Source organism: Labrys wisconsinensis (assembly GCF_030814995.1).
GTDB classification, from domain to species: Bacteria; Pseudomonadota; Alphaproteobacteria; order Rhizobiales; family Labraceae; genus Labrys; species Labrys wisconsinensis.
In genome coordinates this window covers 438,410-464,084 of sequence record NZ_JAUSVX010000003.1, presented here as the reverse complement: position 1 = coordinate 464,084, position 25,675 = coordinate 438,410, and the positions used below count along the sequence as shown (strand labels likewise).

Below are 25,675 nucleotides of genomic sequence, written 5' to 3'. Positions count from 1 at the left end.
TGCAACAAGATGGCGAGCGGGTTTCCCGATTTGTCGGGTCGTCGTCTGCCGTTGCCGAGAAAGGAGTTCGCCGGCGATGCCGGGATCAGTGCCCGTGGCACTCTCGGACCAGGTCGCGGAACCGCCGGCCGGGCGCCGACAGCGGCCGGCTGCGCTCGTAGTTCAGGAAGAACGGTGAATCGTAGAGGACGTGGTCGGCGTCCCGCACTTCTTCCAGGCCACAGTTCGGCGCCAGCAACGCGGCGTAATGCGTCGGCAGCAGGCCGGCATGGCGCCCGCCGGCGATCAGCGCGGCGACGGCTTCGAGCCCCAGCGCCACGGCCTGGCTGGCGTCGGGCAGGAAGGCGGCGAGCCGCTGGCTGTGCGGGTCGCCGACCCGGGTGACGACGCCGTAAGCCCGCTCCGCCAGGTCGGCGAAGGCGAGGGGAGGGCCCGTGTCGAGGCGGCGGGCATAGAGCCGGAATTCCTCGCGGAACAGGGGATGGCGCACGAAGTCCTCCTCCTGCGCCACGGCGCCGTTGATGCACAGATGCAGGTGCCGCGCCAGGAGCTCCCGCCCGAGCGCGGCAGGGGGGTGCACGACGAGGTGAATGCGCACGGCCGGCGCCTCGGCGCTGAGGCGGGCGAGGGCGTCGGCGACGCGGCATGCCGGATTGCTGAGGCAATTGTCGGCGATGCCGACCACCAGGTCTCCGGTGAGGATGTTGCGCGCCCGGTTGAGGTCGTCGCGCACCGTGTCCAGCGTGTCACAGGCCGCGATGGCGGCCGCCAGCACGGTGTCGCCGAGATCGGTCAGCTCGAAGCCGGCCGGCCCGCGCAGGCACAGGCACCCGCCCAGCCGATGCTCCAGCGCCTTGATGTGCCGGCTGATGGTGGAGCGTTCCATGTTGAGCCGCAGCTCGGCCGCGGTCAGCCCGCCGCTTTCGGCGACCACGCGGAAGATGCGCATCAGCCGAAGGTCGTTTTCGGTCAGCGCAGAGATCGGCTTGGCTGAGTGCGCGTTCATGTTGCAGAGCCTACAAGCATGGTTTCGATCTTTGCAATTGAAATACATGCCATGAACACGCACCATCCTTGGAGCTGAGCAAGATTTGATCAGTACATGATCAATCGTTGTTCATCGTGTTGCTTTTATAGGCGGTTTGCGGCCATGTCCTTGCCTTTGACCATCGCTCCCAATGCCGGGCACGCCACGTTCCTCTATGCGCCCTATGCGCCCGATCTCGACAGGCTCGACGCACATATCGCCTTCATCGGCATGCCGTTCGGCAATGCCTACACGCCGGGCGCGGTCTCCAACGACCAGACCCTGGCGCCCGACGCGGTCCGCGCCGTCACCGACCGGGTGTCGCGCGGCCTCGAGCGCTACGATTTCGACGTCGGCGGCCCGATCTACGACAACCGGCCGGTCAAGGCGGTCGACGTCGGCAACGTGCCTTTCGACATCCACGACCATCGCAGCCATTTCGGCCGGGCCGAAGCGGCGATCCGCAAGATTCTCGCCGCCGGCGCCATGCCGATCACCATCGGCGGCGACCACGGCATCCCGATCCCGATCTTCCGGGCGCTGGACGGCGAGGGGCCGGTCACGCTGATCCAGGTCGACGCCCATATCGACTGGCGCGAGCACGTGAACGGGGTGCATGACGGCCTGTCGAGCCCGATCCGCCGCGCCTCCGAGATGGACCATATCGGCGAGATCTTCCAGATCGGCATCCGCTCCCAGGGCAGCGCCCGCCCGGAGGAGGTCGAGGCCGCGAAGGCCTATGGCGCCAACATCATTCCCGCCTTCGAGGTGCACGACCAGGGCATCGACGCGATCATCGACCGCATCCCCGACGGCGGGCGCTACTACATCACCATCGACGCCGACGGGCTCGACCCCTCCGTCATGCCGGCCGTGGAAGGGCCGGCGCCGGGCGGCCTCACCTTCCACCAGGTGCGCAAGCTGATCCACGGCCTGGTCCGCAAGGGCCGGGTCCTCGGCATGGACATCGTGGAAATCACGCCCTCAACCGATCTGCACGGCATCACCAGCATCGTCGCCGGCCGCCTGATCGTGAACTTGGTCGGCGCCGCCGTGCGTGCCGGCTATTTCGACCCGCCCCGAGCCTGACCTCCACCGCCGCCACAGGAGCCGTCCCATGCCGCATGACATCTCGCGCCGACACTTCGGAATGCTCTGCACCGGCGTCGCCCTGGCGACCCTCGGGGCCACGGGGCCGGCCTTCGCCGAAACCACGCTGGAGAAGATCCGCCGCGCCGGCAAGGTGACGGTCGGCACCGAGGCGGCCTTCCCGCCCTTCGAGTTCATCAAGGACGGCAAGATCGTCGGCTATGGCAGCGACATCCTCGTCGAGGTGGTCAAGGCGCTCGGCGTCACGCTCGAGCAGCTCGACCTGCCCTGGCAGGGCATCCTGCCCGGCGTGCTGGCCGGCAAGTTCGACTTCGTCGCCACCACCGTCGGCATCAACGAGGAGCGGGCCAAGCGCTACGCCTACACGCTGCCGATCGCCAGCGGCGAGCCCTATGCGATGAAGCGCAAGGGCGACGCGCTGAAGAGCGCCGACGACCTCAACGGCAAGGTCGTGGCGACGCAGCTTGCCTCCTCGACCGAGCCGGTGGCGCGCGACTTCGACGCCAAGCTGAAGGCCGCCGGCGGCAGCGGCTTCTCCGACCTCAAGCTCTACACCGCCTTCACCGAGGCCTATGTGGCGCTGGCCAACGGCGAGGTCGACGCGGTGATCCAGTCGCTGCCGAGCCTTGCCGTGCTGGTCAAGGAGAAGGCCGACACGTTCGAGCTCCTGGGGCCGGTCAAGGCCGGCTCGCCCTATACCTATCTCGCCTGGGTCACGCGGCCGGAGGACAAGGACCTGCGCGACTTCATCTCCGGCGTGATCCGCACCATGCGCGACGACGGTCGCCTCGGCGCGCTGCAGGAGAAGTGGTTCGGCTTCAAGATGACCATCCCCGACAGCGGCTACCTGCCGCCGGACGCGATCTGACGCGGCCCGGGCGGGAGCGCGGGACCTCATGTCCTTCCAGGTCGCGACCCTCATGTCCGTCCTGCCGGCGCTCATCGAGGCGGCGCTGGTCAACCTGCGCCTCGCCGCGATCGTGGTGGTGCTCGCCGTTCTCGGCGGCACCGGCCTCACCGTCCTGAGAGCCATGAAGATCGGCGTGGTCAACGGCCTGATCGGCGTGATGATCTCCTTCATCCGCGGCACGCCGCTCTTGATCCAGATCTTCATCTTCTACTATGTCGCGCCGGCCTTCGGCCTCGATCTTCGGCCGGAGGTCGCCGGCGTCGCGGCGCTCTCGCTGAACAGCGCCATCTTCATCACCGAGATCATGCGCGCCGGCCTGCAATCCATCCCGCCCGGGCAGGTCGAGGCGGCGAGCGCGCTCGCCCTGTCGCGCCGCGCGATCTGGCTCGCCGTGGTGCTGCCCCAGCTCTTCCGCCGCATCCTGCCGGTGCTGGTCAACGAGGTCACCATCATCGTCAAGGGCACGGCGCTGCTCTCCGTCATCACGGTGGTGGACGTGCTGCGCACCGCCCAGCAGATCGCCAGCGCCAGCTACCGCCCGTTCGAGACGCTGGTCGGCGCGGCCCTGTGCTTCCTCGCCATCAATCTCGCGGTCATGGCCGCCGGCCGCCTGCTCGAACGCCGCATGGCGGATGCGAGGGCCTGAGCCGTGCGCTTCGATATCGGCATCCTCGCCCAGTACTGGCCGATCCTGCTGCAGGGGGCCTGGCTGACCGTCCGCATCTGCCTCACGGCCTTCGTGGTCGGCTATGCCCTCGGCATCCTCGTCGCGCTCCTGTCGCTGGTGCCGAGCCGGATCGTGCAGGCGCTGGTGGCGGTCTATCTCGCGGTGCTCCGGGCCATCCCGTTCATCATCATCCTGTTCCTGGTCTATTACGGCCTGCCCTTCGCCGGCGTCCGCTTCCCCGCCGTGGTCACCGGCACCGTGGCGCTGTCGCTGTTCGCCAGCGCCTATTACGCCGAGATCGGGCGGGCGGCGATCGTCGCCCTGCCGCGCGGCCAGTTCGAATCGGCCCGCGTCGTCGGCATGTCGCCGCTCCAGGCCATGCGGCACATCGTCTTCCCGCAGATCCTGCGCGGCCTCGTGCCGCCCTCGGTCAACATGACGCTGACCATGGTCAAGGAATCCTCGGTGCTGAGCTCCATCACCGTGGCCGAGCTGACCTATCAGAGCCTCGTCGTGCAGGGAAACACCTTCGCCCCGTTCGAGGCCTTCGCCGCGGTGACATTGATCTACTGGGCCATCGCCATCCTGGTCGCCCGGGCGGCGGCCCTGTTCGAGGCCCGCACCGGCGTGGCCGAGCGCCAGGACGTCGAGCGCAGCGCCCTGGCGGCGAGCTTCCTGTCGCTCGACCGGAGGCCGGCGCGATGAAGCCCGCCCCGCTGCTCTCCGTCTCCGGACTGCGCAAGGCGTTTCGCGGCACGCGCGTCCTCGACGACATCTATCTCGACGTCGCCAAAGGCGAGGTCGTGGCGCTGCTCGGGCCGAGCGGCTGCGGCAAGAGCACCTTGCTGCGCTGCCTCACCTGGCTGGAGCCGCCCGACGACGGCCTGATCCGCATCGACGGCCGTCCCTTCGGCCGCGAGCAGGTCGGGGCCACCATCCGGCGGCAGAGCGGGCGCGCCATCGACGCCATGCGCCCGCGTATCGGCATGGTGTTCCAGCAGTTCAACCTCTGGCCGCACCTCTCCGTGCTGGAGAACGTCGTGCGCGCCCAGGTCGTCGTGCTGCGCCGCAGCCGCGAGGCGGCGACGGCGCGGGCGCGGACGCTCCTTGCCGATCTCGGGCTCGGCGCGCTGGTCGACCGCTTTCCCTATGCCCTCTCCGGCGGCCAGAAGCAGCGCGCCGCCATCGCCCGCGCCCTGGCCATGGACCCGGCCCTGATGCTGTTCGACGAGCCGACCTCGGCGCTCGATCCCGAACGCGTCGGCGAAGTGCTGGCCCTGCTGCGCGACCTCGCCGCGACCGGCATGACCATGATCGTCGTCACCCATGAGATCGGTTTCGCCGCCCATGTCGCGGATCGCGTCGCCTTCATGGACGGCGGACGCATCCTCGAGGACGGGCCGGCAAAGACGGTGCTGAGCACCCCGGCCGATCCGCGCCTCGCCGCCTTCCTCGACCTCGTCCGCCCCGGCCGCGCCTGAGGCGGCACCATCATCCCTCCCGGAAGATTCGCCCATGCCCCGCATCGACCGCCCCTATGTCGGCATCCCTTCCTTCCTGCGTGCGCCGATCTGCGAGGACCTGGCGGAGCTGACGGCGCCGATCGCGGTCTACGGCGTGCCTTTCGACGAGGGCTCGCCCTTCCTGCCCGGCAGCCGCATGGGCCCGCGCGCCATCCGCGAGCACTCGCTGCGCTTCACCGGCGGGCTCTACGACCCCGCCACCCGGCGCGAACTCCTGAAGCCCGAGCTTGCGGGACGGATGATCGCCGATGTCGGCGACGTCGACATCGCGCCGACCCATGTCGAGAAGAGCTTCGCCAACATCACCGCCACGGTGAAGGGCATCCTTGCCAGGGGCGCGCTGCCGGTCGGCCTCGGCGGCGACCATTCCATCGCCTATCCCATCTTCCGCGCCTTCGAGCGGCCGGTGCACATCCTGCATTTTGATGCGCATATGGACTATGCCGAGGAAGAGGACGGCATGCGCTTCACCAACGGCCATGCCTTCCGCCACATGGCCGGCCTCGACACCGCGCTGAGCCTGACCCAGGTCGGCATCCGCTCGCTGCGCTCCCAGCGCAAGCAGCACAGGGATATCGAGGCCCGGGGCAACCGCGTGGTGCCGATGCCGGAGGTGCGGGCGCTCGGGCCGGCCGGCATCGCCGCCCTGCTGCCGGAAGGCGCACCGGTCTATGTCTCGATCGACATCGACGCGCTCGACATGTCGCTGGTGCCCGGCTGCGTCTCGGGCGAGCCCGACGGCATGACCTATCCCGAGCTGCGCGACGCCCTGGCGACGGTTGCCGCGCGCTGCGAGGTCGTCGGCTTCGACCTCGTCGAGGTCAACCCGCCGCTGGACGTCGGCACCGGGGCCACCGCCTATCTCGGCGCCACCCTGGTGATCGGCTTCCTCGCCGAGATCTGCGCCCAGCCGCGCTGGCGCGACGCCCATCCCGTCCAAGCCTGATGAGTTCGAGGAGCATGAGCATGACCGACGAGGCGCTGCTGACGATTCCGGCCCGCCGCGGCAAGGCGCACCGCGTGCGCAAGGGCCAGATCGTCAAGGTGATCAACACCCATGGCGACCAGGTGGTCGACACCTGGGCCTTCAACGCCGACGATCTCACCGAATTCATGTCGATGGAGCACAGCCGCGCTCACATCCTGAAGATCATCCCGGTGGTCGGCGACACCATGCTGACCAACAGGCGCCGGCCGATCCTCACCTTCGTCGAGGATACGTCGGGCGGTATCCACGACACCATCGTCGCCGCCTGCGACTGCCACCGCTACAAGTTCCTCGGCGTCGAGGGCTATCACGACAATTGCACCGACAACCTCCATGCCGGGATGAAGGAGATCGGCCTGGCAGCGCCGGAGGTGCCGAGCCCGCTGAACCTGTTCATGAACATACCGGTCAAGCCCGACCGGACCATCTCCTTCGAGGCGCCGGTGTCGACGCCCGGCAGCTATGTCGCCCTGAAGGCCGAGATGGACCTCGTCATCGCCTTCTCCGCCTGCCCGCAGGACATCCTGCCGATCAACGGCCTCGGCCATCCGCCGACCGAGGCGCATTTCGCGGTGCTGGGATGAGCCGCCTCTCGCGCTGCGCCTGCCCGCTGCCGTCCTTCGCCGCGGTCGCCCGCGACGAGACCGTGCCGGGCGGCTTCGGCCACGGCTTCGCAGCCTCGGCCGGGCAATATCTGACGCTGATCGATCTCTTCGGCCGGCAGGCCGGCGACTTCGTGGCGCTGAACCGCGACGACCTCGCCGAGGTCCTGTCGCCGATCCACACCCGGCGCCGCAACATGTCGCTGTTCTTTGCGATCGGCGACTGCCTCTGGTCCTCCCGGGACCGGCCGATGTTCGAGGTCGTCGCCGACACGGTCGGCATCCATGATTCCAACGTGCCGGCCTGCGATCCCACCCGCTATGCCGTCGATTTCGGCGTGCCCGGCCATCGCAACTGCCTGGAGAACCTGTTCGAGGCGCTCGCCCCCCACGGCATCGATGTGCTCGACGTGCCAGAGCCCTTCAACTTCTTCCAGAACGGGCCGGTGACGCCGGACGGACGGATGATGGTGACGGACCCGGTCAGCCGTCCGGGCGACCATCTCGTGCTCCGGGCGTTGATGGACGTCGTCTGTGCCCTCTCGCCCTGTCCGCAGGACATCATTCCCGGCAACGGGCTCGAAGTGACCGACATGCGCGTCGTCGTCTCCGACGCGGCACCGCAATGGGCGGGGAGGTGACGCCGTGCCGTTCCTGATGACGATCCCGGCCGCCGGGCCCGATCCCGCGGAGGCCGCCTGCGAGATCGGCCATGGTGCCGCGGCCCTGGTCGAAGCCGCGGCCGGCCAGCTCTTGACGATCGAGGACGTCGGAGGCGACCGGGCGGCGCAGCTCTTCGCCTTTACCAGAACCGATGCGCGCGAGTTCCTGTCGCCCCACCACACCCGCGTCTTCAGCAATTCCTACCGGCTGACGCTCGGCATGCGGCTCGTCACCAACCGGCGCCGGCCGATCATGGTGCTCGGCCGCGACGGCGGGGCCTGCCACGACCTGCTGCTGCCGGCGGCGAGCCGGGAGGGCCTGGCCGCCGCCGGCCTCGCCGAGGAGGACCCGCGCGACATCGCCGCGGCGGCGCTGGCGCGCCACGGCCTCGCGGTCCCCAAGCTGCCCGACCCCGTGAACCTCTTCCTCGACGTGGCGGTGGAGCCGTCCGGCCGGCTGGTGCCCCGGCTCGCCGCGCCGGCCCCGGGCCGCGCGGTGACCTGCCGGGTGCTGATCGATTGCCGCATTCTCGTCGCCGCCGGCGCCAGCGACCTCGGCATCGCCCGTGGGCGCGGGGTGCTGCGCGTCCGCGTCCACAACCGGCTCGAAGACGGCCGATCGATCCCCGCTGATGGAGCACGCCCGTGACCGCCCCGCTCGCGACCGTTCCCGCCGGCCACGGCCGGGCCTTCCGGCTGGCCGCGGGCCAGATCGTGCGCCTCGTCAACACCCATGGCACCCAGGTGGTGGATTGCTGGGCCTGGAACGCCGGCGATCTCACCGAGCACATGTCGATGGAGGCGAGCCGCGTCTGGAGCCAGCGCCTCAACCCGGTGGTCGGCGACAGCCTGGTGACGACCCGGCGCCGGCCGATCCTGACCATCGTCGCGGACACGTCCCCCGGCATCCATGACGGCTTCATGGCCGCCTGCGACTGCCACCGCTACAGGCTGCTCGGCGTCACCGGCTATCATCGCAACTGCCTCGACAACATGCACGAGGCGCTCGCCGGCATCGGCCTCACGGCGCCGGTATCGATCCTGGCCTCGTTCAATATCTTCATGAACATCGCCGTCCAGCCCGACGGCCGCAGCCTCCTCACCGGGCCGACGCCGTGCCGGCCGGGCGACAGCATCAGCCTGCGCGCCGAGATGGATGCGATCGTCGCCTTCTCCGCCTGCCCGCAGGACATCGTGCCGATCCAGGGCGGGGAGGCGAACGTGCCGCGCGACGTGCATGTCGAGATTCTGGACGAGGCGTTCCCGGATGTCCCCGTGTCCAGGGCGTGGGTGCCGGGTCGGGGCGGGTTCCTTGAAGCTGGCGCGTTCGAGTGATACGTTCAACGAAACTGGATTTTGTTCAACATTGGGCGCCATGACGAAAGCATCGACGAGCAAGCCATCGGCCCGAGGGGCCGACAGCCCTTCCGAAGGCGGCGCTGGGGCCATTCGGCGCGATGACGCAACAGGCCGGTCCGCCATTGGCAGGGCGCGCTTCGAGGCCGTGATGCAGGCGGCGGAACGGTCGGGCCTCCTCGGCGAGAAGAGCGGCCGCATCGGCGGCAGGGTAAGCCCGGCTCTGGTGAGGCAGGCCAAGCGGCAGACGGGCATCGAGGCGGACACGGACCTGATCGAATTTGCCCTGGCGACGATCGCGCTCGATGACAATTTCGCCGAAATGTTCAGGGAGGCGCGGGGCAAGGTCGACCCGGAGCTGAAGCTGGGCTTCTGACGTGCTCGATTTCGACGCGGCGCGGCGCTGGGCGCGGTTCGATCCGCAGCGGACGCTGGCGCGGCGCGACGACGATAAGCTGCCGTTCGTCAGGGAGAGCCGGCTTGGCGGGCAGGGGCTCCTGCTCGACACCTGCGTCTATATCGACCAGATGCAGGGGCGCTCGCCGCGCGTGCTGGACGATCTGATCGCCCGGCGTCAGGTCAACCATTCCACCGTCGCGATCCAGGAGCTGATGCACACGGTCGGCGTGCTCGACCCGTCCGACGCGCGAACCGCTGCCGTCGTTGCCGAGATCGGCAGGCAGGTCAAGGCGATGCCGCCGCATCGGATCTTCGCGCCCGACATGGAAATCCTCGGAAGAGCGGCGCTGCTGTCCGGGATCCTCTGCCGCCTCCAGGGCTATGCGAAGGACGGCAAGCTGCGCGCGCTGCAAGATTGCGTGCTGTTCCTGCAGGCCCAGAGGCTCGGCCTCGTGGTGCTGACCGCGAATATCGGCGACTACGATGTGCTGCTTCAGCTCGTCCCGACCGGGCGGGCGCTGTTCTATCGCCCGACATGAGCCGGGCGGATTCGTCGGCCTGAGATAGGCGACGCGGATCGTACGATGCTTCCGGGCCTCGGCCGCATCGCGCGCCGGAGGAGCGCACAGGGCAGCAAGAACCGCGGCGAGGATCAACCCTTTGCCCCAGCGCATCGCCATTGTCCCCTTGTCGGTGCGGCGCGAACGCGATGGCTCAGGTCGTAAACCAGTAGCGCGTGACGTGGAAGAACAGCGGCGCCGCGAAGGTGAGCGAGTCGACGCGGTCGAGGACCCCGCCATGCCCCTCGATGAGAGTGCCCCAATCCTTCGCCTTCAGGTCGCGCTTGATCGCCGACAGCACGAAGCCGCCGAAGAATCCGGCGATCACGATGACCGCGCTCACCGCGGCCGCCTGCAGCGGCGAGAACGGCGTCAGCCGGTAGAGCAGCGTGCCGACCAGGATCGCCGACAGGCCGCCGCCCACCAGCCCCTCGACGGTCTTCGACGGGCTGATGTTCGGCGAGAAGCGATGCTTGCCGATCAGCTTGCCCCAGACATACTGGAACACGTCGCTGAGCTGCACCACGATCACGAGATAGACGACCAGCAGAGCGCTGGGCCTGCCGGTGTCGAGCATCAGCAGCGCCGGCGCATGGCTGATCGAATAGACCGTCAGCATCAGGCCCCACTGCACCTTGGCGCTGCGCGCCAGGAACTCCTTGGTGTCGCCGGTCAGCGTCGCCACGGCCGGCAGCATCAGGAAGGCGTAGACCGGGATGAAGATGACGAACATGCCGTACCAGTCGATGCCGAGCAGGACGTAATGCACCGGCAGCACCACGAAGAACGACAGGAACAGCGCGTGGTGATCGCCGCGTCGCGACGGCGTCAGGGTCCAGAATTCGCGCAGCGCGATGAAGGACAGGATGGCGAACAGCACGATGGTCGTCGTGCGCCCGAGCGCGATGGCGCCGCCGACCACCACGACCATCACCCACCACGAGCGGATGCGGGCGTTGAGGTTACGCACGGTCGCGACCGATTCCGGCTTGGCGGCGCGGCGCTCCAGCATATGGCCGACGAGCGAGGCCAGCGTCAGCAGCGCGACGATGCCGCCGAGCACGATGAGCAAGGTCTCGTTCATGCGGCCACCCCGTCATGGAGCGCGAGCACGGCGGCGCGAGCCCGCCGCAGGAAGGCCGCCTTGTCCTCGCCCTCCTCGACATGGAGGGACGCCCCGAACCGGGCGGTGCAGGTGATCGGCACCGGCAGCATGCTCCCCTTGGGCAGGATGCGCTGCAGATTGTCGAGATAGACCGGCACCAGCTCGACGTCGGGAAACCGCTGCCCCAGCCGGAAGAGGCCGCTGCGGAACTCCGCGACCTCGTCGCCTTCGGCGCGTGTCCCCTCGGGAAAGATCAGGATCGACCGACCGGTCTCGAGCAGCCGCTCGATCGGCGCCAGCGGCTCGCTGCCCGGCTCGGGCTTGCGATCGATCAGCACCGCGCGAAGGACCGTCTCGGCGATGAAGCGGCGGAGCTTGGTCTTGCCCCAATAGTCGCGCGCCGCCACCGGATGGGTGAGCCGGCGTACCGGCCAGGGCAGCGCCGCCATCACGGCGATGGTGTCGAAATGGCTGCTGTGGTTGGCGAAATAGATGCGCCGGATGGTGTCGGGCTTGCAGCCCTGCCACTCGCTGCGCGCACCGACGAGAAGACGCACCAGCACGATCAGGAAGCGCCTGACGAGAGCGGTCATGAACGCTCCAGGGCCTGCGCGATCGCCACCGTGCGGGTGACGCAGGTCACCAGCGATCCCACGGCGATGATGGCGGCCGTCACCGTGAGCGGCCAGTGGCCGGCCGGGACGAGCGACGCGATGGCCTGCCCGACAAGGCCGATGGTCAGGGCCGCCATCCGCCTCTGCTTGGCCATGATGCCGCTGAAGTCCTGGGCTTGGCCGAGCGCGCCGCCGAACACGCGGACATAGGCCGTGAGCGCGGCGAGCAGCGCCGCGGCCCAGCCGAGCCACGGTACGTCGGCGGCATAGCCGAGCGGCACGAGGAACAGCGTGTCGGCGATACGGTCGGGGAACTCGTTGTAGATCGCACCCACCTTGGACTTGCGGCCGCCCTCGATCGCCACCATCCCGTCGAGCAGGTTGCAGACCAGCCGAAGCTGCACGCAGGCCGCGGCGACGAGCCATCCGAGCCAGTGATCGACGGCGCCGATCAGCCAGGCGCCGATCGCGGCAAACAGGACGGACAGCACCGAAATGCTGTTGGGCGTCACGCCCCATCGCGCCAGCCGCGCGCTGAGAGCGATCGCCCAGGCGGACGACCGCGCCGCGATCGGGCGCCGCGTCATCGTTTCTTGTTGTCGTGACATCAAAACCCCTGGACGGGCGGGAGCTTAGCACAAAGGTTCCGATGGAGACGAGGCAGCCCGTGCAGCAGACGGGCTGGTCCGGTGTGAGGGAGGGGATCAGGCGCGGTGCGATCCCGCCATCGGCTGCGGTGGATCGTCCCGTGTGGCGGTGCAGCCCCAGCCCGACGCTTCGCCACGTCCAGTAACTGTCGTCGAAACTTTCCGTAAGCAGCCGCTGGTCAACGCATCCTTCCGATGCGAAAGTCCAAGTGTCGTTGCGATTTATCGACGACAAAGGGACAATAAGACAAGATTTGGGAGGGAACGATGGTGCTGGAGCGATTTCGCCTTGCCGTCCTGGCCGCGTCGATCGCGGTGCTGGCGCCGCTTGCGGCTGCGGCCGACGACGCCCAGATCGGGCGCGGCAAATATATCGTCACGTTCGGCGGCTGCAACGATTGCCATACGCCAGGCTATTTCTTCGGCAAGCCCGATGCCTCGCGCTTCCTCGGCGGCTCGGAGGTGGCCTTCGAGATCCCGGGCCTCGGCGCCTTTCCCGGCCGCAACATCACGCCCGACAAGGAGACCGGCATCGGCACTTGGAGCCAGGAGCAGATCGTCGCCGCGCTGCAGGGCGGCGTGCGGCCGGACGGCCGCACCCTGGCGCCGATCATGCCCTGGCACGCCTTCGCGCATCTGACCACCGACGACGCGCTGGCGATCGCCGCCTTCCTGCAGAGCGTGCCCCCGGTCAGCAACGCGGTTCCCGGCCCGTTCAAGCCCGGGGACAAGGTGCCGATGTTCCTGATGCGGATCCTGCCACCGGGGGAGACTGCAGCGGCGGCGCCGAAATAAGTCCTGGGCCCATCCCGGCCAGGAGTTCCACCACCGGCTGATTGGCCGCTCCTCCCGTTGCGATCTACGAGCGTTGCACCGCCGGAACGAGCGTGCGCAGGCGATGGCCGGCAGCGAGCAGATGGGCCCGCATCGCATCGCCCGCCGCGTCGCAGGCGCCGTCGGCGATCGCGTCGGCGATCGCCTGATGTTCCGACACCGTCCGCCCCTTGGTTTCCGGGATGTAATAGGTCTTCGGGTACCAGATCCGCACGATCGACTGGATCGTCGAGCCCATGTTCTCGAAGATCGGGTTGCTGGCGGCGTGGGCGATGGCCAGGTGGAAGCGGGTATCCGCCTCCATGAAGGCATTGTGATCCATGGGCTCGGCGCGCATGTCGTCGATCGAGGTGCGCAGCCTGGCCACCAGATCGTCCGTGCGGTTGGCGGCGGCGCGGCGGGCGCATTCCACCTCGATCAGGACGCGAACATCGACGAAATGGTCGAGATTGCCTTCGCTCAGCAGCAGGCCCCAGCGGAAGGCGCCGGATAGAAGCTCCGAGGTCGGCTCGCGCACGAACGATCCCTCCCCGGCGCGCGCTTCCAGCACGCCGAGCACGACGAGGCTCTTGACCGCCTCGCGGATCGTGGAGCGCCCCACCTGAAAGCGGATGGCGAGTTCCTTCTCGGAGGGGATGAGATCGCCCGGCTTCCAGACCCGCTTCATGATCAGGTCGGTCAGGGCTTTCACGATTTCCTGCGGCAGCGTTGCGCGGCTCACCGGCCTGATGAGCATGTTCGTATCCGTCGTCAGCCCGTCCTGGCCCAAGCGTGCCACCCCCATCGTCAGATCATTGCGCCTATCTGCCACGGCGCGAACGCGTCGTCATCAAACCCCACCCGCTCGCTCTGGCCGGCTCATCGGACGCCACCTGCCGAATGGCCCCGAAGACGCGCTCGCCACATGGCTCGGCAGCCCGTCGCCGTCGACGCCCCGCCACTCGACACCTCCCAACAACCGCCTTGACACCCGGCACTCTCTGTAATTCATAATATCAGACATTCAGAATAACGGAATAGGGACGAGATGTTCAAGCAGGCGCTGGACCGCCGGGCGGATCAGGGGAGGCCGATCCAGGTCGGGTTTGTCGGTGCGGGCCGGATGGGCACGGGCGCGATCTGCCAGATCGGCCTGATGAAGGGCATCCGCACCGCCGTCATCGCCGACATCAGCACCGAGCGCGTCGTGCGGGCCTTCGAGCTCTGCGGCCACCGACGCGAGGATGTGGTCGTCACCAACAGCATCTCGGCCGCCGCCGATGCCATTCGCGCCGGGCGGCCCGTGGCGACCGAGGATGCGGAGATCCTGTCGGAGCTGGAGATCGACGTCGTGGTCGAGGCGACCGGCAGTCCCGACATCGGCGCTCGCGTGGCGATGCGCTCGATCCTGGCCCGCAAGCACGTGGTGATGCTGAACGTCGAGACCGACGTCGTCGTCGGGCCGATCCTCCACCGGATGGCCCAGGCGGCGGGCGTGGTCTACACCGTCTCGTCAGGCGACGAGCCCGGTCTCATCGCGGAGTATTACGACCGCTATGCCGGCCTCGGCTTCGAGATCGTGGCCGTGGGCAAGGCGCCTTCCAGCATCGGCCTCTTCGACCGCTACGCCACCCCCGACAGCGTCGCCGAGGACGCCAGGCGCCTGGGCGTGAACCCGCATTTCCTCGTCACCTTCCGCGATGCCACCAAGACCATGATCGAGATGGCGTGCATCTCCAACTACACCGGCCTCGTGCCCGACATCCGCGGCATGCACGGGCCGGTGGCCGGAGTGAACGAAATCCCCGAGCTCTTCCGCCCCAAGAGCGAAGGCGGGATCCTCGATCGCCGCGGCGTCGTCGACTATGCGCGGCCGCTGAAGCACCCCGACGGCTCGATCGACTTCGACCGCAGCGTCACGCCCGGCGTGTTCCTGTGCGTCTACACCGACCATCCGCAGGTGCGCGAGGACCTGAACTATCTCGATGTGACGGGCTCGGACGGCTACTACAACATGTATACGCCCTACCATCTCGTGACCAACGAGATCCCGCTCTCGATCGTCAATGCGGTGGAGTTCACCCATCCGACCATCGTGCCGAGACTCGGGCTGGTGACGGAGGTCTTCGCCGCCGCGAAGGGACCGCTCAAGGCGGGCGCCGTCATCGACGGGGCCGGCGGCTCGACCGTCTACGCGCTGAACGACCTCTATGAGACGGCGAAGGCGGAGAACGTCGTGCCGCTGGGCCTCCTCACCGGTGCGAAGCTGCGCCGCGACGTGCCGGTCGACGCGCCCATCACCTACGACATGGTCGATCTCATCGACACCACCACGCTCTATCACCTGCGCACCATGCAGGATGCGGGCGCGGCGGGCACGTTCGGGCCGAAAGCCGCGCCGGAAGCCTGGCCGGCCGGGCGCCCCCAGAGAGTTGCGGCGGAATAGGTCCAATCCGGGATCGATCCGGCGCCGCGGCCGACAGCTCACTCGACCAACGAAGTGATCAAGAAACGTTCAGGAGGAAACCAATGCTCAAGCGACTGTGCAGACACGTCTTCGGGGCCGGCTCGGTACGGGCGGCCATGCTCGGCGCCACCCTGGTTCCGGCCTTGGCAGCGGGCTCCGCTCTCGCCCAGACCCGGGCTGAGCCTTTCCCGGCCTGGCCGGAGCCGGTCATCCAGGACAAGCTCTCCGTCGACGAGGCCAAGGCGATCGTTGCCGAGCGCACCAAGCCGCAGACCGAATGGAAGGGCCCGACCAGCGGGCCGAAGGCGCCCGAGGGCAGCTTCACCATCGCCTATGTCTCGCCCGACCAGTCCTACACGCCGCATGTGCTGTGGGGCAAAGGCGTGGAAGAAGGCGCCAAGGCTCTGGGCTGGAAGGTCATGACGTTCAACGGCCAGGGCACCGTCAGCGGCACGCTGGCCGCCATGCAGCAGGCGCTCGCCTCGAACCCCGCGGCGATCATCACCCCGGCGGACGCCAATGCGCTGCAAAAGCCGATCAAGGACGCGATGGCCCGCCATATCCCGGTGATCGGCATCCACGCCACCGCCTTCCCGGGCCCCAGCCCCGAGCTCGGCCTCTATCACAACATCGTCTCGAACCCGGCCGAGATCGGCCAGACCGAGGCCGCCTACGTGATCGCCATGTCCGAGGGCAAGGGTCAGGACATCCACATGGTGGACAACAGCTACGCCATCGCCCGCTTCAAGGCCAAGGCGACGACGACGCCGATCGCCAACTGTCCCGGCTGCAAGATGCTGGAGACCATCAACATGCCGCTGGGCGATGCCTCGGCCCGCATGAACCCGGCCGTGTCCGGCCTCCTCGCCCGCTACGGCGACAGCTGGTGGATGACCACCTGCTGCGACGGCTATTACACCAACGTGGCCGCCGCCCTCAGGGCCGCCGGCGCCTCCACCGACAAGATCAAGCTCGTCGGCGCCGATGCCCCGCCCTCGGCCTACGACATGATCCGCAAGGGCGGCTTCGAGGTGGCGAGCGTGCCCGAGCCCAGCTCCCTCTTCGGCTACATGGCCGTGGACGCCGTGGTGCGCGCCATGGCCGGGCAGGAGCCGGCGCACTTCGTGCAGCCCGTGTTCCTGATCGTGAAGGACAATGTGGACAGCGAAGGCGGCAAGAACAACGAATTCGTGCCGAGCAACAACTTCGCCTGCCACTATGTCAACATCTGGAAAGGCACCAGCACGGCCTGCCAGTGAGGGCCGCGACGGCGGAGGCGGCGGCATGCAGCCTCCCTCATGCCACTGCCTGGCGCATCCGCAACAGGCGAGGCCTTCCGGCCGGGGGGCGGCGACGGATTCCCGAAGTTTCAGGCGAGACCCCATGGCAACCGATGCGCCACCCGCGATCGAGATCCGCGGCCTTACCAAGCGATTCGTCGGCACGCTGGCCCTGGACGGCGTGGACCTGACGATCGGACAAGGCGAGATCCATGCGCTGGTCGGCGAGAACGGGGCCGGCAAGTCGACGCTGATCAAGATCCTCGCCGGCATCTTCCAGCCCGACCAGGGGGAGATCGTCGTGGCGGGCAGCCGCGTCAATCCCTACCTGGAGCCGGTGCCGATCGCCTTCGTCCATCAGGACCTCGGCCTGGTCGACGAACTCAGCATCGGCGAGAACGTCGCGCTGGTGGCGGGGTTTCCGTGCCGCGCGGGGCTGATCTCCTGGAAGGGCGTGTGGCGGCAGGCCGAACGCATCTATGGCGGAATGGCCATCGACCCGCCGGACCCGCGTGCGCCGGTGGGGTCGCTGAGCGCCGCCGGCAAGGCGATCCTCGGCATCGTGCGCGCTCTCTCGCGCAATGCGCGGATCGTGGTCCTGGACGAGCCGACCGCTTCGCTTCCGGGCCCCGATGCCCTGCACCTGTTCGAGGTGCTGCGGCGCCTGCGCGCCTCGGGCACGAGCATCCTCTATGTCAGCCACCGGCTGAACGAACTTTTCGGCCTGGTCGATCGCGTCACGGTGCTGCGCGACGGCCGTCACGTGCGATCGAGCCCGATCGGGGGGCTGACGACCGAAGCGATCATCCGTGACATGCTCGGCCGCGACCTGCAGATCCACCATCCGCCCGCCGCGCAGGACCGCAGGACGGCGCCGCTCCTCGCCGTCGAGGATCTGTGCGCAGGCAGCCAGGGGCCGCTGTCGTTCACCGTGGACGAGGGCGAGATCGTCGGCCTGGTGGGGCTGCGCGGCGCCGGGCACGAGGTGATCGGCCGCGCGATCTTCGGCGCGCACCCCCACACCGCCGGCACGATCCGGCTGGGGTCGGAGGTGATCCCGGCCGACCTGCCGATCAGCGCGCGGATCGGCAAGGGCATCGCGCTGCTCGCCGGCGACCGCCTGCGCGAGAGCGCCCTCGGCGGCATGTCGCTGCGCGAGAACCTCTTCCCCAACATCCAGGCCATCTCGGGCGCGCTGTTCAAGCCGATCGATACGGGCCGGGAGGTGGAAGCGGTCAGGGAGACGCTCGAGCGCTTCGACGTTCGCCCCCGCAATGCGGCGGCCCTCATCGACTGGCTGAGCGGCGGCAACCAGCAGAAGATCTTCGTCGGCCGCTGGCTGGCGACGGGCGCCAGGCTCTTCATCATGGAGGAGCCGACCGCGGGGGTCGACATCGGCGCCAAGGGCACCATCCACCGCATGCTGCGCAGCATGGCAGGCGAGGGCGCGGCCGTGCTCGTCGTCTCCTCCGACTTCGAGGAGGTCGTCGGCCTGTGCGACCGGGCGCTCGTCATCGGACGCGGGGCCATCACATCCGATCTGGCGGGCCCGGCCCTGACGCTGGAGGGGCTCCTCACCCGGTCCTCGCTGCCGGACGGGCAGGGCGAGCAGGTGCATTGATGGCGGAGAAGGACATGTCCGAGACCACGTTCCGGCGCGGCGGCGCCTCTCCCATGCGCCAGACGCCGGCGGCCGCCTTGTCCAACCTCGTGGCCGTCTACGGCCTCGTCTTCGTCTTCCTGCTGATCATGCTGGTCTTCGGCCTGCTGAGGCCGTCGAGCTTCTTCAGCGCCATCAACATCAACACGATCCTGGTCAGCCAGTCGGTGACGGCGATGCTGGCGCTGGCGGAAATGGTGCCGCTCGCCACCAAGCAGTTCGACCTGTCCATCGGCTATCACCTGGGCATGGCGCAGGTGCTGATCGTCGGCCTGCAGGTGAGCCAGGGCCTGGGCTGGCCGGAAGCCGCGGCGCTGATCCTCCTGCTGTCGATCCTCATCGGCCTTGCCAACGGCCTGCTCGTCACCGTCTTCCATATCGATTCCTTCATCGCGACGATGGGGACCGGGACGCTGCTCTACGGCGTCACCAACTGGTATTCCAACGGCGAGCAGATCAGCGGCATGGGGCTGCCGGACAGCTTCACCAACCTGACCCAGATCGTCCATGGCGTGCCGCTGCCGGCGGTCTATGTCGCGGTCATCTCGGTCGTGCTGTGGATCGTGACGGAGCGCCTGCCCGTCGGACGCAACCTCTATGTGATCGGCGCCAACGTCCGGGCGGCCGAGCTCACCGGCATCAAGGTCCGCCGCCACATCATCGGCGCCTTCGTCGTCTCCGGCCTGTTCAGCGGCTTCGCCGGCATCGTGCTCGGCAGCATCCTGCAGACGGGCACGCCCAGCGTCGGGCCGGAATATCTGCTGCCGGCCTTCGCGGCGACGCTGCTTGGCGCGACCTCCATCAAACCCGGTCGCGTGAACGTGATCGGCACGCTGCTGTCGGTCCTGGTGCTGGCCTTCTCCTTCTCCGGCGTCCAGCAGCTCGGCGCCCCGTTCTACGTCCAGTACTTCTTCAATGGCGGCATCCTGATCGTGGCGGTCGGTCTGTCCGTCTACGCCGCGCGGCGACGCCAGCGCGCCGCCATCGCCGCCCGTTCGTCCAAGGCCTGAGAGGAGGACGCCCATGGACCCGTTCGAGGTCTACGACAAGCGCTTCGCGCAATACACGATCCCGATCGTCTTCCTGGAGAAGCTGCATACGGGCCTGCGCTGGGCGGAGGGGCCGGTCTACTTCGCCGACCACCGCTGCCTCCTGTTCAGCGACCTGCCGAACAACCGCATCCTGCGCTATGACGAGGAGACCGGGCAGGTCTCGGTGTTCCGTGCCGATTCCAACTTCTCCAATGGCAACACCCGCGACCGCGAAGGCCGGCTGGTGACCTGCGAGCATCGCGGCCGGCGGGTGACGCGCACCGAGCATGACGGCGCCATCACGGTGCTGGCCGACCGCTACGAGGGCAAGCGCCTGAACTCGCCCAACGACATCGTGGTGAAGTCGGACGGCACCGTGTGGTTCACCGATCCGACTTACGGCATCAGCGCCGAATACGAGGGCAACAAGGCCGATAGCGAGATCGGCAGCTGCAATGTCTACCGCTTCGATCCGCGCGACGGCAGCCTCAGGGTCGTGGTCGACGACTTCAAGCGGCCGAACGGCCTCGCCTTCTCGCCGGACGAAAACACCCTTTACGTCGCCGACTCCGGCTTCTGGCCGAATCCCGACTGGCCCCACCACATCCGGGCCTTCGACGTGGTGGACGGGCGGCTGAGCAACAGCCGCGTTCTCGCCGACATCGCACCGGGCATTCCCGACGGCTTCCGCGTCGATGTCGACGGGAATGTGTGGACCAGCTCCGGCGATGGCGTGTGCTGCGTGACGCCGGGCGGCGACGTCATCGGCAAGGTCCCCGTGCCGGAGAAGGTCGCCAACGTCTGCTTCGGCGGGCCGAAGCGCAACCGCCTCTACATCTGCGGCCACACCTCGCTCTATGCCATTCACCTGAACACCCGCGGCGCGCAGACGCCCTGAGCGCTTCTCACCAGGATCAGTCCATGACACGGGTTGCATTGATCGGAGCCGGCGTCGTCGGCTCCGCGTGGTCCCTCGTCTTCGCGAGGGCCGGCTTCGAGGTGGCGATCCACGATGCCGATCCCGCCGCCGCCGCACGGGCGCCGGATTTCGTGCGGACCGCGCTGGCCGCTCTCGAAGCGCAGGGGCTCGCCTTGCCCGAGCCGGCGGAGTCGATCGCCGCGCGGGTCCGGCCGGCCGCCAGCATTGAGGAGGCGCTGGCCGGCGTCGACTACGTCCAGGAGAGCGTGCCCGAGCGGCTGGCCGTCAAGATCGATCTCTACGCGATGCTCGACACGCTGGCCGGGCCGCAGGTCGTCCTGGCGAGCTCGACCTCGGGCCTGCCCGCTTCCGCCTTCACCGAGGGAATGGCGACGCGCCGGCGCTGCCTCGTCGTCCACCCGATCAATCCGCCCCACCTCATCCCCCTGGTGGAGATCGTGCCGGCACCGTGGACGGACCCCGACATCGTCGAGCGCGCCACCGCGCTGATGCGGCGCATCGGCCAGTCGCCGATCCAGCTGCGGCGCGAGATCAACGGGTTCGTGGTCAACCGCCTGCAGGGCGCGCTGCTCGGCGAGGCCTTCCGCCTGGTGGAGGACGGGATCGTGGACGCCGACGAGGTCGACCGTGCCATCGCGGACGGCCTGGGCCTGCGCTGGTGCTTCATGGGGCCGTTCCAGACCATCGACCTCAACGCCCGGACGGGCATCGCCGAATATTGCCGCAACCTCGGCCCGATGTATCACGGCCTCGCTAAGGAGCAGGCTGATCCGCGCCCCTGGCCGGACACGCTGGTCGCTGCGATCGAAGGCACGCTGCGCAAGCGCACGCCGACAGAGGACATTCCGGCACGGCAGGGGTGGCGCGACAATTTCCTGGCGAGGCTGGTCGACTTCAAGCGACGTCAGCCGTGAGGTGAGGGCGGTCGGAAAGAGGTCCGCCACGCGGGCGCACGGACCTGCGACGGCCTCGGACGCGGGCGAGCCGGCTTCAACCATCTGCAGGATGGCCGCACGCAGGTGAGGCGGCTCAGCCCTCCGCGGGCATGAGACGCCCGGACGATGGCAGCGCTCGGGCAAATGCGGCAGTATCGCGGAGAACAGGCGCGGTAACAGTCCGTCGATTTGCGGCAGCGCTCGCCGAACGAAGGTGGCCATGACCCCTCAAGCGATCCTCGATGCCGTCGACGGCCTCGACCACAGCCGCCGCTGGCGGCACATGATCGCCTTGGGCCGGCGCTCGCTCACCGACCGGAGCCTTGCCGACGCCATCGCCAGCCTGGCGGCGTCCGAGCAGCACTATCGCCGGTATCTCGCCCTGATGGCCGCGGCGGGATCGGGCGACGCGACGTCGATTGCGGGCTTTCTCGCCGACGCATCCGGCAGCCTCGCCGCCGGCGCGATCCGTCTCGCCGTGCTGTTCGTGCCGGACGCGGCGCTGGCCGCTGCGATGCCCGGCATGCCGCGACAGCGGCGCGACCGGCTGGCGCGGGCTTGCGCCAAGGCCGGCCGCAGCCGCGTCAACGATGCCGCCTATGCTCTGCTCGATGCGCGGGAGCAGCCACGACTGCTGCCCGCGACCACAGAGAGCTTCGTGCGGGCGTGCCTCGACGCCGGGATGGCCGATAGGCTCACGCCTGTCGACTGGTCGCGGCTGACGCGACGTTTCCCCGGCATCGTCCGTGATGGGCTCACCCGGCAATTGGACGCGCCGGGCGAGCCGTCGCATCAGGTGCGGTGGGCCGTCGTCGCCGCGCTGCAGCAGATGGGCAAGCGCACCCCGGCGGTCGGCCTGCCGCTGCTGGCGACGGCCGCCACGCGGCTGCCGGCGTACCTGCTGCCCTGCGCCGCGTTTGCCGCCCACGACCCCGAGGGCGTTGCGGCGATCGTCCGGGCGAACCCCGGACCGCTGCGCGGCGCCCTGCCGCTCCCGGCGCTGCGGCGCCTCGACGACGCGTCGCTCTGCGCTCTGGCGGACATCGGCGCCGTGCCCGAGCTGCCGCACCTCTTCGCCAGGCTGCGACCCGGCCAGCGGGCGGCGCTCTATCGCGCCGGCGGCCAGGCCTGGCGCGACAGGACCGGCGCGCTGCCGCTTGCCCTCGTCAGCGCCTTGCCGGCCGGCCCGCGCGAGGCCGAGGCGCGGCACGCCTTCACCCTGCCGCTGCTGCAGGCCAATCCGTCGGTCCGGCTGCCCTATCTTGCCTGCCTTCCGTTCGACGAGGCGCTCGCCCTGGCCCGGCCGTTCCTGTCGCAGCCCGAGGGCGACCTCAGGGCGTCCGCGGTCTCGGCCGTGGTCGGCAGCGGGCGCTATCAGCCGTCGCGGCTCGGCGACATCCTGGAATTTTGCCTCGCCCGGGAGAACGAGCAGGATCCGGTGCGCCTCGCCATGATGTCCGCTCTGGCAGGGCTGCCGCCGACGCGCTGGACGGCCGCCAACCTGCCGAAGGTCGCCGCCGTCATCGCCGCAGCCCTGCGGGCGCGCGACTGCTCTGCCGGCACCATGGCGACCGCCGCCCGGCTGCTGCTCGGCCTGATCGTCACGCATACCGGCTTCGTCGTCGACGAGCTGCCGGTGCTGGTCGAACGCCTGGGCAGCCTCAACCTCATGCCGCTGGAGCAGCGCATGAGCGACGCGCAGGCGGCGCGGCTGGCGCCGAGGCTGCTGCCGCTGCTGGAGAGCTGGACCGCGCGCAACCGCCACGCCGTCGCGGTAGGGCTGGTCCTGAGCTTCGGTCGTCGCGCGCTGGCGGTGCCGGCGTTCGGCCGGCTGCTGGCCGCGATCGCCGTCGACAGCCGCGGCCCGGTCGCGCGGCTGGGGCTGGAAGGGCTGGCGCGCATCCGCCACACCGCCATGGTCGCCGACCTTGTCCCTAAGCTGGTTGCCGATGACCCGAGCTGGATCCAGGTGCCTGAGGTCGCGCAGCACCTTCACCGCCACCGCCAGGACCTGCTGACGCCGTTCCTCACGGCGCGTGTCTTGTCCGGGCGCTTTCCCAGCGGCCGCGCCGGCGTCCTGCCGGGCTTCGACCGCGGCTTCTCCGCCTGGACCGCCGGCCAGCAGGCGCTGTATGCGGCTGCGCTCGCCGGCTTTCTCGCGGGCGAGAAGCGCAATGCCTGGGAGCTTGCCGCCGCGGTGGCGCGCATCGGCGCCATGCCGTCGGCCGACCTCTCGCCTCTGATCGGCCTCGCCCGCCTCGACGCCGCCGATGTCGCCTTGCGCGACAAGGCGCTGGAAGCGCTGGGCCGGGCCGATGCCGGTCGAGGCATTTCGGTCGTGATCGAGGCTCTCGACGACGCGCGCGGCCGCGTCGCGGTGTACGCGCTTCGCCGGGCCCTGATGCTGATGCCGGCGGACCGGGCGCTCGCCATTCTCGGCCGGGCGCCGAGGACCAAGGTCACGGTGGCCAAGGAAATCGTCCGGCTGGCCGGCGAGCTCGGCGGCGAGCCCGCCTTCGCCTTCCTGCTGCGGGTTGCAGACGAACCGATCCTGCATCCCGATGTCCGGATCGCGCTGCTGCGCGCCTTCTGGGACCATCTCGACCGCCCCGAGGTCTGGCCGCATTTCGAAGCCGCGGCCACCGGCGAGCGCGCCGCCCTGGCGCGTGCGACCATCCGCATCCCGCAGGACCGCCTGTCGCCCGACCTGCGCGCCCGTCTCGGCCGGCATCTCGCCCTGCTGCTGCGCCATCCCGACCCCCAGGTGCGGCGCGAGACCCTGCAACGCCTCGTGGACATGCCGCTCGGCGGCCACATCCCGGCCCTGCGCGCTGCGATGGCCGCGCTGCTCGCCGATGCGGACAGCGACGTCGTGCAACTGGCGGCACGCGCCCTGCTCGGCGCCCACGCCCGCGACGACGCCGAAGCGCTCGCCGCCACCTTCGCCGCCGTGACACGGCCGCCGGCGCTGGCCGCGATCGTCGCCGCCTACGGGCAAAGCCGGCAGCGAGGCGCCGCCGGCCTCGAAGCATCGGCGCAGGCGCTGATCGCCATCTTGTTCGACCGCCGCTGGCACGCACCGCTGGCGCTGCGCCTCGCCCTGTCGATCCTGGAGCCGGACGCCGCGCTCGCGACCCTGAAGACCTGCGCCGAGGCCGGCCTGCTGCATCCCGGCGCCGTCGGCGCTGCCCTCGACGCCATGCCCGGCATGACCGCCAACCGCCCCTCGGAGGCCCTCCCGGCGATCGAGCGCACGTTGCGCTTAGCGCTGCAGCCGGGTCTGCGCCGCATCGGCCTCGGCCTGCTCGGCGCCCTCGCGACCAAGCGCGGCTGGACGGAAGAGGAGAGGGCGGGGCTGATGGCCTATCGCGCCGATGCGGACGCGTGGGTTTCCGACGCGGCCGACCTTGTGGAGCCGCCTGAGAGCTTGGGATAGGGGCGGACGAGACGGGCTTCGCGAGGGCGGCTGCGGGAAGTTCAGTCCAGCCAGTTCTCGACTCGGAGGGCGCCGATGCGGGCAAACTCCCCGCACTTGGCCGTCACCAGCACCGCGCCCAGCGCATTGGCATGGGCGGCAATGAACAGGTCGTTGGGGCCGATAGGCTTGCCAGCGGCCTCCAGCTCGGCGCGGATGCCGCCGTATTCGGCATCGGCAGGCACATCGAGCGCGAGCACCGCCACACTTCCCAGGATGGCTTCGATCTGCGCCAGCAGCTTCGCCGACTTCTTCTTGGCGCACCCGTAACGCAACTCGGCAGCCGTGATGATGCTGACGCAGATTGCGTCCGGTCCAACCGCTGCAATGCGCCTGGCGACGACGCCCTGTGGATTGCGCGCAAGCTCGGACACGATATTGGTGTCCAGCATGTAGAGCCTGCTCACAGGTCGATATCCTTCACCGGCAGCAGGGTATCGTCGATCTCAGGGAACTGATCGTCCGGTTCGAGCGGCTTCAAGCCGGCTAGCACCTCCAGCAGGTTCTTGCGGCGCACCGGCTCGATGATCAGCCGATCTCCGTCGCGATGGATCATCACCCGATCGCCGGGCATCTCAAAATCGGCCGGGATACGCACGGCCTGACTCTTGTTGTTTCGGAAGAGCTTGGCCTCCCGTGGAGGCGCAGGCTCTTGATGTCGGAATCGCGGTATGTCGGCCTCCCGTGCATATGCAAAAACATATGCACGTTGGCGAGGTCGATTTCAAGCTGCCTCGGTCATGGCGCCTTGCTCCGTGCCGGATGGAATGCTGAATGACACAACGATCAGTCACGCCCAAAACATGCGCTCAAGACCGCTTTCGGCCTCTGATTCAGGGGTGAAACAGACTTCCGCGCGATCTGGCCACCCTGTCGGGCACCGCTCGGCTTCGGACCCATGGCC

The 25,675-nt window shown here is 69.1% G+C and carries 27 protein-coding genes; 20 read left to right on the top strand and 7 right to left on the bottom strand.

Translation table 11 applies throughout. The annotated features are described in order from the left end of the window. Positions 1-85 precede the first annotated feature (85 nt). A complete protein-coding gene (locus QO011_RS12130) occupies positions 86-1,006 on the bottom strand; it encodes a LysR family transcriptional regulator (RefSeq protein ID WP_307272124.1) in 921 nt (306 codons plus the stop codon). A 144-nt stretch (positions 1,007-1,150) separates the two neighbouring features. On the opposite strand from QO011_RS12130, the gene QO011_RS12125 reads away from it, so the two are divergent. The 12 genes from QO011_RS12125 to QO011_RS12070 are packed head-to-tail and all read left to right on the top strand — an operon-like array spanning position 1,151 to position 9,783. Next, a complete protein-coding gene (locus QO011_RS12125) occupies positions 1,151-2,116 on the top strand; it encodes an agmatinase (protein ID WP_307272123.1) in 966 nt (321 codons plus the stop codon). A 28-nt stretch (positions 2,117-2,144) separates the two neighbouring features. After that, positions 2,145-3,005 carry a transporter substrate-binding domain-containing protein gene (locus QO011_RS12120; RefSeq protein WP_307272121.1) on the top strand — a complete coding sequence of 287 codons (861 nt, stop codon included), beginning with the start codon at positions 2,145-2,147 and terminating at the stop codon, positions 3,003-3,005. 28 nt (positions 3,006-3,033) lie between these two features. Further along, positions 3,034-3,693 (top strand): amino acid ABC transporter permease, encoded by a 660-nt coding sequence (locus QO011_RS12115; protein ID WP_307272119.1) that lies wholly within the window; start codon positions 3,034-3,036, stop codon positions 3,691-3,693. Positions 3,694-3,696: 3 nt separating this feature from the next. Then, positions 3,697-4,419, top strand: a complete 723-nt coding sequence (locus QO011_RS12110; RefSeq protein ID WP_307272116.1) for an amino acid ABC transporter permease — start codon at positions 3,697-3,699, stop codon at positions 4,417-4,419. Next, a complete protein-coding gene (locus QO011_RS12105) occupies positions 4,416-5,195 on the top strand; it encodes an amino acid ABC transporter ATP-binding protein (RefSeq protein ID WP_307272114.1) in 780 nt (259 codons plus the stop codon). Before QO011_RS12110 ends, QO011_RS12105 begins: the two co-directional genes overlap by 4 nt. Before the next feature lie 34 nt (positions 5,196-5,229). Further along, positions 5,230-6,183, top strand: coding sequence for an arginase family protein (locus tag QO011_RS12100; RefSeq protein WP_307272112.1), 954 nt, complete (start codon positions 5,230-5,232; stop codon positions 6,181-6,183). Between the two features lie 20 nt (positions 6,184-6,203). Next, positions 6,204-6,809, top strand: a complete 606-nt coding sequence (locus QO011_RS12095) for a DUF1989 domain-containing protein (RefSeq protein WP_307272111.1) — start codon at positions 6,204-6,206, stop codon at positions 6,807-6,809. Next, entirely contained in the window at positions 6,806-7,468 is a 663-nt protein-coding gene (locus QO011_RS12090; RefSeq protein ID WP_307272110.1) for a DUF1989 domain-containing protein, read from the top strand. Before QO011_RS12095 ends, QO011_RS12090 begins: the two co-directional genes overlap by 4 nt. A gap of 4 nt (positions 7,469-7,472) precedes the next feature. Further along, positions 7,473-8,138: an urea carboxylase-associated family protein gene (locus QO011_RS12085; RefSeq protein WP_307272108.1), complete on the top strand. Its 666-nt coding sequence runs from the start codon at positions 7,473-7,475 to the stop codon at positions 8,136-8,138. Continuing rightward, on the top strand, positions 8,135-8,824 hold the full coding sequence (locus QO011_RS12080; protein ID WP_307272106.1) for a DUF1989 domain-containing protein: 690 nt from the start codon (positions 8,135-8,137) through the stop codon (positions 8,822-8,824). The genes QO011_RS12085 and QO011_RS12080 overlap by 4 nt, the downstream gene beginning before the upstream one ends. After that, positions 8,802-9,221 carry a hypothetical protein gene (locus QO011_RS12075; protein ID WP_307272105.1) on the top strand — a complete coding sequence of 140 codons (420 nt, stop codon included), beginning with the start codon at positions 8,802-8,804 and terminating at the stop codon, positions 9,219-9,221. Before QO011_RS12080 ends, QO011_RS12075 begins: the two co-directional genes overlap by 23 nt. A gap of 1 nt (position 9,222) precedes the next feature. After that, positions 9,223-9,783, top strand: coding sequence for a type II toxin-antitoxin system VapC family toxin (locus QO011_RS12070; protein WP_307272104.1), 561 nt, complete (start codon positions 9,223-9,225; stop codon positions 9,781-9,783). A gap of 175 nt (positions 9,784-9,958) precedes the next feature. Here QO011_RS12070 and QO011_RS12065 read toward each other — a convergent pair whose 3' ends face one another. The 3 genes from QO011_RS12065 to QO011_RS12055 are packed head-to-tail and all read right to left on the bottom strand — an operon-like array spanning position 9,959 to position 12,131. Beyond that, on the bottom strand, positions 9,959-10,888 hold the full coding sequence (locus QO011_RS12065) for a phosphatidate cytidylyltransferase (RefSeq protein WP_307272103.1): 930 nt from the start codon (positions 10,886-10,888) through the stop codon (positions 9,959-9,961). Continuing rightward, the gene (locus QO011_RS12060) at positions 10,885-11,502 is read right to left on the bottom strand and encodes a lysophospholipid acyltransferase family protein (protein WP_307272102.1); all 618 of its coding nucleotides are present in this window, start codon (positions 11,500-11,502) and stop codon (positions 10,885-10,887) included. The genes QO011_RS12065 and QO011_RS12060 overlap by 4 nt, the downstream gene beginning before the upstream one ends. Continuing rightward, complete coding sequence (locus QO011_RS12055) at positions 11,499-12,131, bottom strand: CDP-alcohol phosphatidyltransferase family protein (RefSeq protein WP_307272101.1); 633 nt, start codon at positions 12,129-12,131, stop codon at positions 11,499-11,501. The genes QO011_RS12060 and QO011_RS12055 overlap by 4 nt, the downstream gene beginning before the upstream one ends. 306 nt (positions 12,132-12,437) lie before the next feature. Between QO011_RS12055 and QO011_RS12050 the strand changes: the two genes are divergently transcribed. Then, the gene (locus QO011_RS12050) at positions 12,438-12,965 is read left to right on the top strand and encodes a cytochrome c (RefSeq protein ID WP_307272099.1); all 528 of its coding nucleotides are present in this window, start codon (positions 12,438-12,440) and stop codon (positions 12,963-12,965) included. 64 nt (positions 12,966-13,029) lie between these two features. On the opposite strand, the gene QO011_RS12045 is transcribed toward QO011_RS12050, so the two are convergent. After that, on the bottom strand, positions 13,030-13,740 hold the full coding sequence (locus QO011_RS12045; RefSeq protein WP_307272098.1) for a FadR/GntR family transcriptional regulator: 711 nt from the start codon (positions 13,738-13,740) through the stop codon (positions 13,030-13,032). Positions 13,741-14,031: 291 nt separating this feature from the next. On the opposite strand from QO011_RS12045, the gene QO011_RS12040 reads away from it, so the two are divergent. The 7 genes from QO011_RS12040 (at position 14,032) to QO011_RS12010 (ending at position 24,732) form a co-directional block, all read left to right on the top strand. Further along, positions 14,032-15,429, top strand: coding sequence for an NAD(P)H-dependent oxidoreductase (locus QO011_RS12040; protein ID WP_307272096.1), 1,398 nt, complete (start codon positions 14,032-14,034; stop codon positions 15,427-15,429). Between the two features lie 83 nt (positions 15,430-15,512). Further along, positions 15,513-16,709 carry a substrate-binding domain-containing protein gene (locus QO011_RS12035; protein ID WP_307272094.1) on the top strand — a complete coding sequence of 399 codons (1,197 nt, stop codon included), beginning with the start codon at positions 15,513-15,515 and terminating at the stop codon, positions 16,707-16,709. Positions 16,710-16,833: 124 nt separating this feature from the next. Continuing rightward, positions 16,834-18,351 (top strand): sugar ABC transporter ATP-binding protein, encoded by a 1,518-nt coding sequence (locus QO011_RS12030; protein ID WP_307272092.1) that lies wholly within the window; start codon positions 16,834-16,836, stop codon positions 18,349-18,351. Positions 18,352-18,365: 14 nt separating this feature from the next. Further along, positions 18,366-19,400: an ABC transporter permease gene (locus QO011_RS12025; protein WP_307272089.1), complete on the top strand. Its 1,035-nt coding sequence runs from the start codon at positions 18,366-18,368 to the stop codon at positions 19,398-19,400. A 13-nt stretch (positions 19,401-19,413) separates the two neighbouring features. Continuing rightward, a complete protein-coding gene (locus tag QO011_RS12020; protein ID WP_307272086.1) occupies positions 19,414-20,319 on the top strand; it encodes an SMP-30/gluconolactonase/LRE family protein in 906 nt (301 codons plus the stop codon). A 23-nt stretch (positions 20,320-20,342) separates the two neighbouring features. Then, positions 20,343-21,275 (top strand): 3-hydroxyacyl-CoA dehydrogenase, encoded by a 933-nt coding sequence (locus QO011_RS12015; protein ID WP_307272083.1) that lies wholly within the window; start codon positions 20,343-20,345, stop codon positions 21,273-21,275. Between the two features lie 241 nt (positions 21,276-21,516). Next, entirely contained in the window at positions 21,517-24,732 is a 3,216-nt protein-coding gene (locus tag QO011_RS12010; protein WP_307272081.1) for a HEAT repeat domain-containing protein, read from the top strand. A 41-nt stretch (positions 24,733-24,773) separates the two neighbouring features. Here QO011_RS12010 and QO011_RS12005 read toward each other — a convergent pair whose 3' ends face one another. Together QO011_RS12005 and QO011_RS12000 are read right to left on the bottom strand one after the other, a co-directional pair. After that, positions 24,774-25,178, bottom strand: coding sequence for a type II toxin-antitoxin system VapC family toxin (locus QO011_RS12005; protein ID WP_307272078.1), 405 nt, complete (start codon positions 25,176-25,178; stop codon positions 24,774-24,776). Beyond that, on the bottom strand, positions 25,175-25,444 hold the full coding sequence (locus QO011_RS12000; protein WP_307272342.1) for an antitoxin: 270 nt from the start codon (positions 25,442-25,444) through the stop codon (positions 25,175-25,177). Before QO011_RS12000 ends, QO011_RS12005 begins: the two co-directional genes overlap by 4 nt. Positions 25,445-25,675 lie beyond the last annotated feature (231 nt).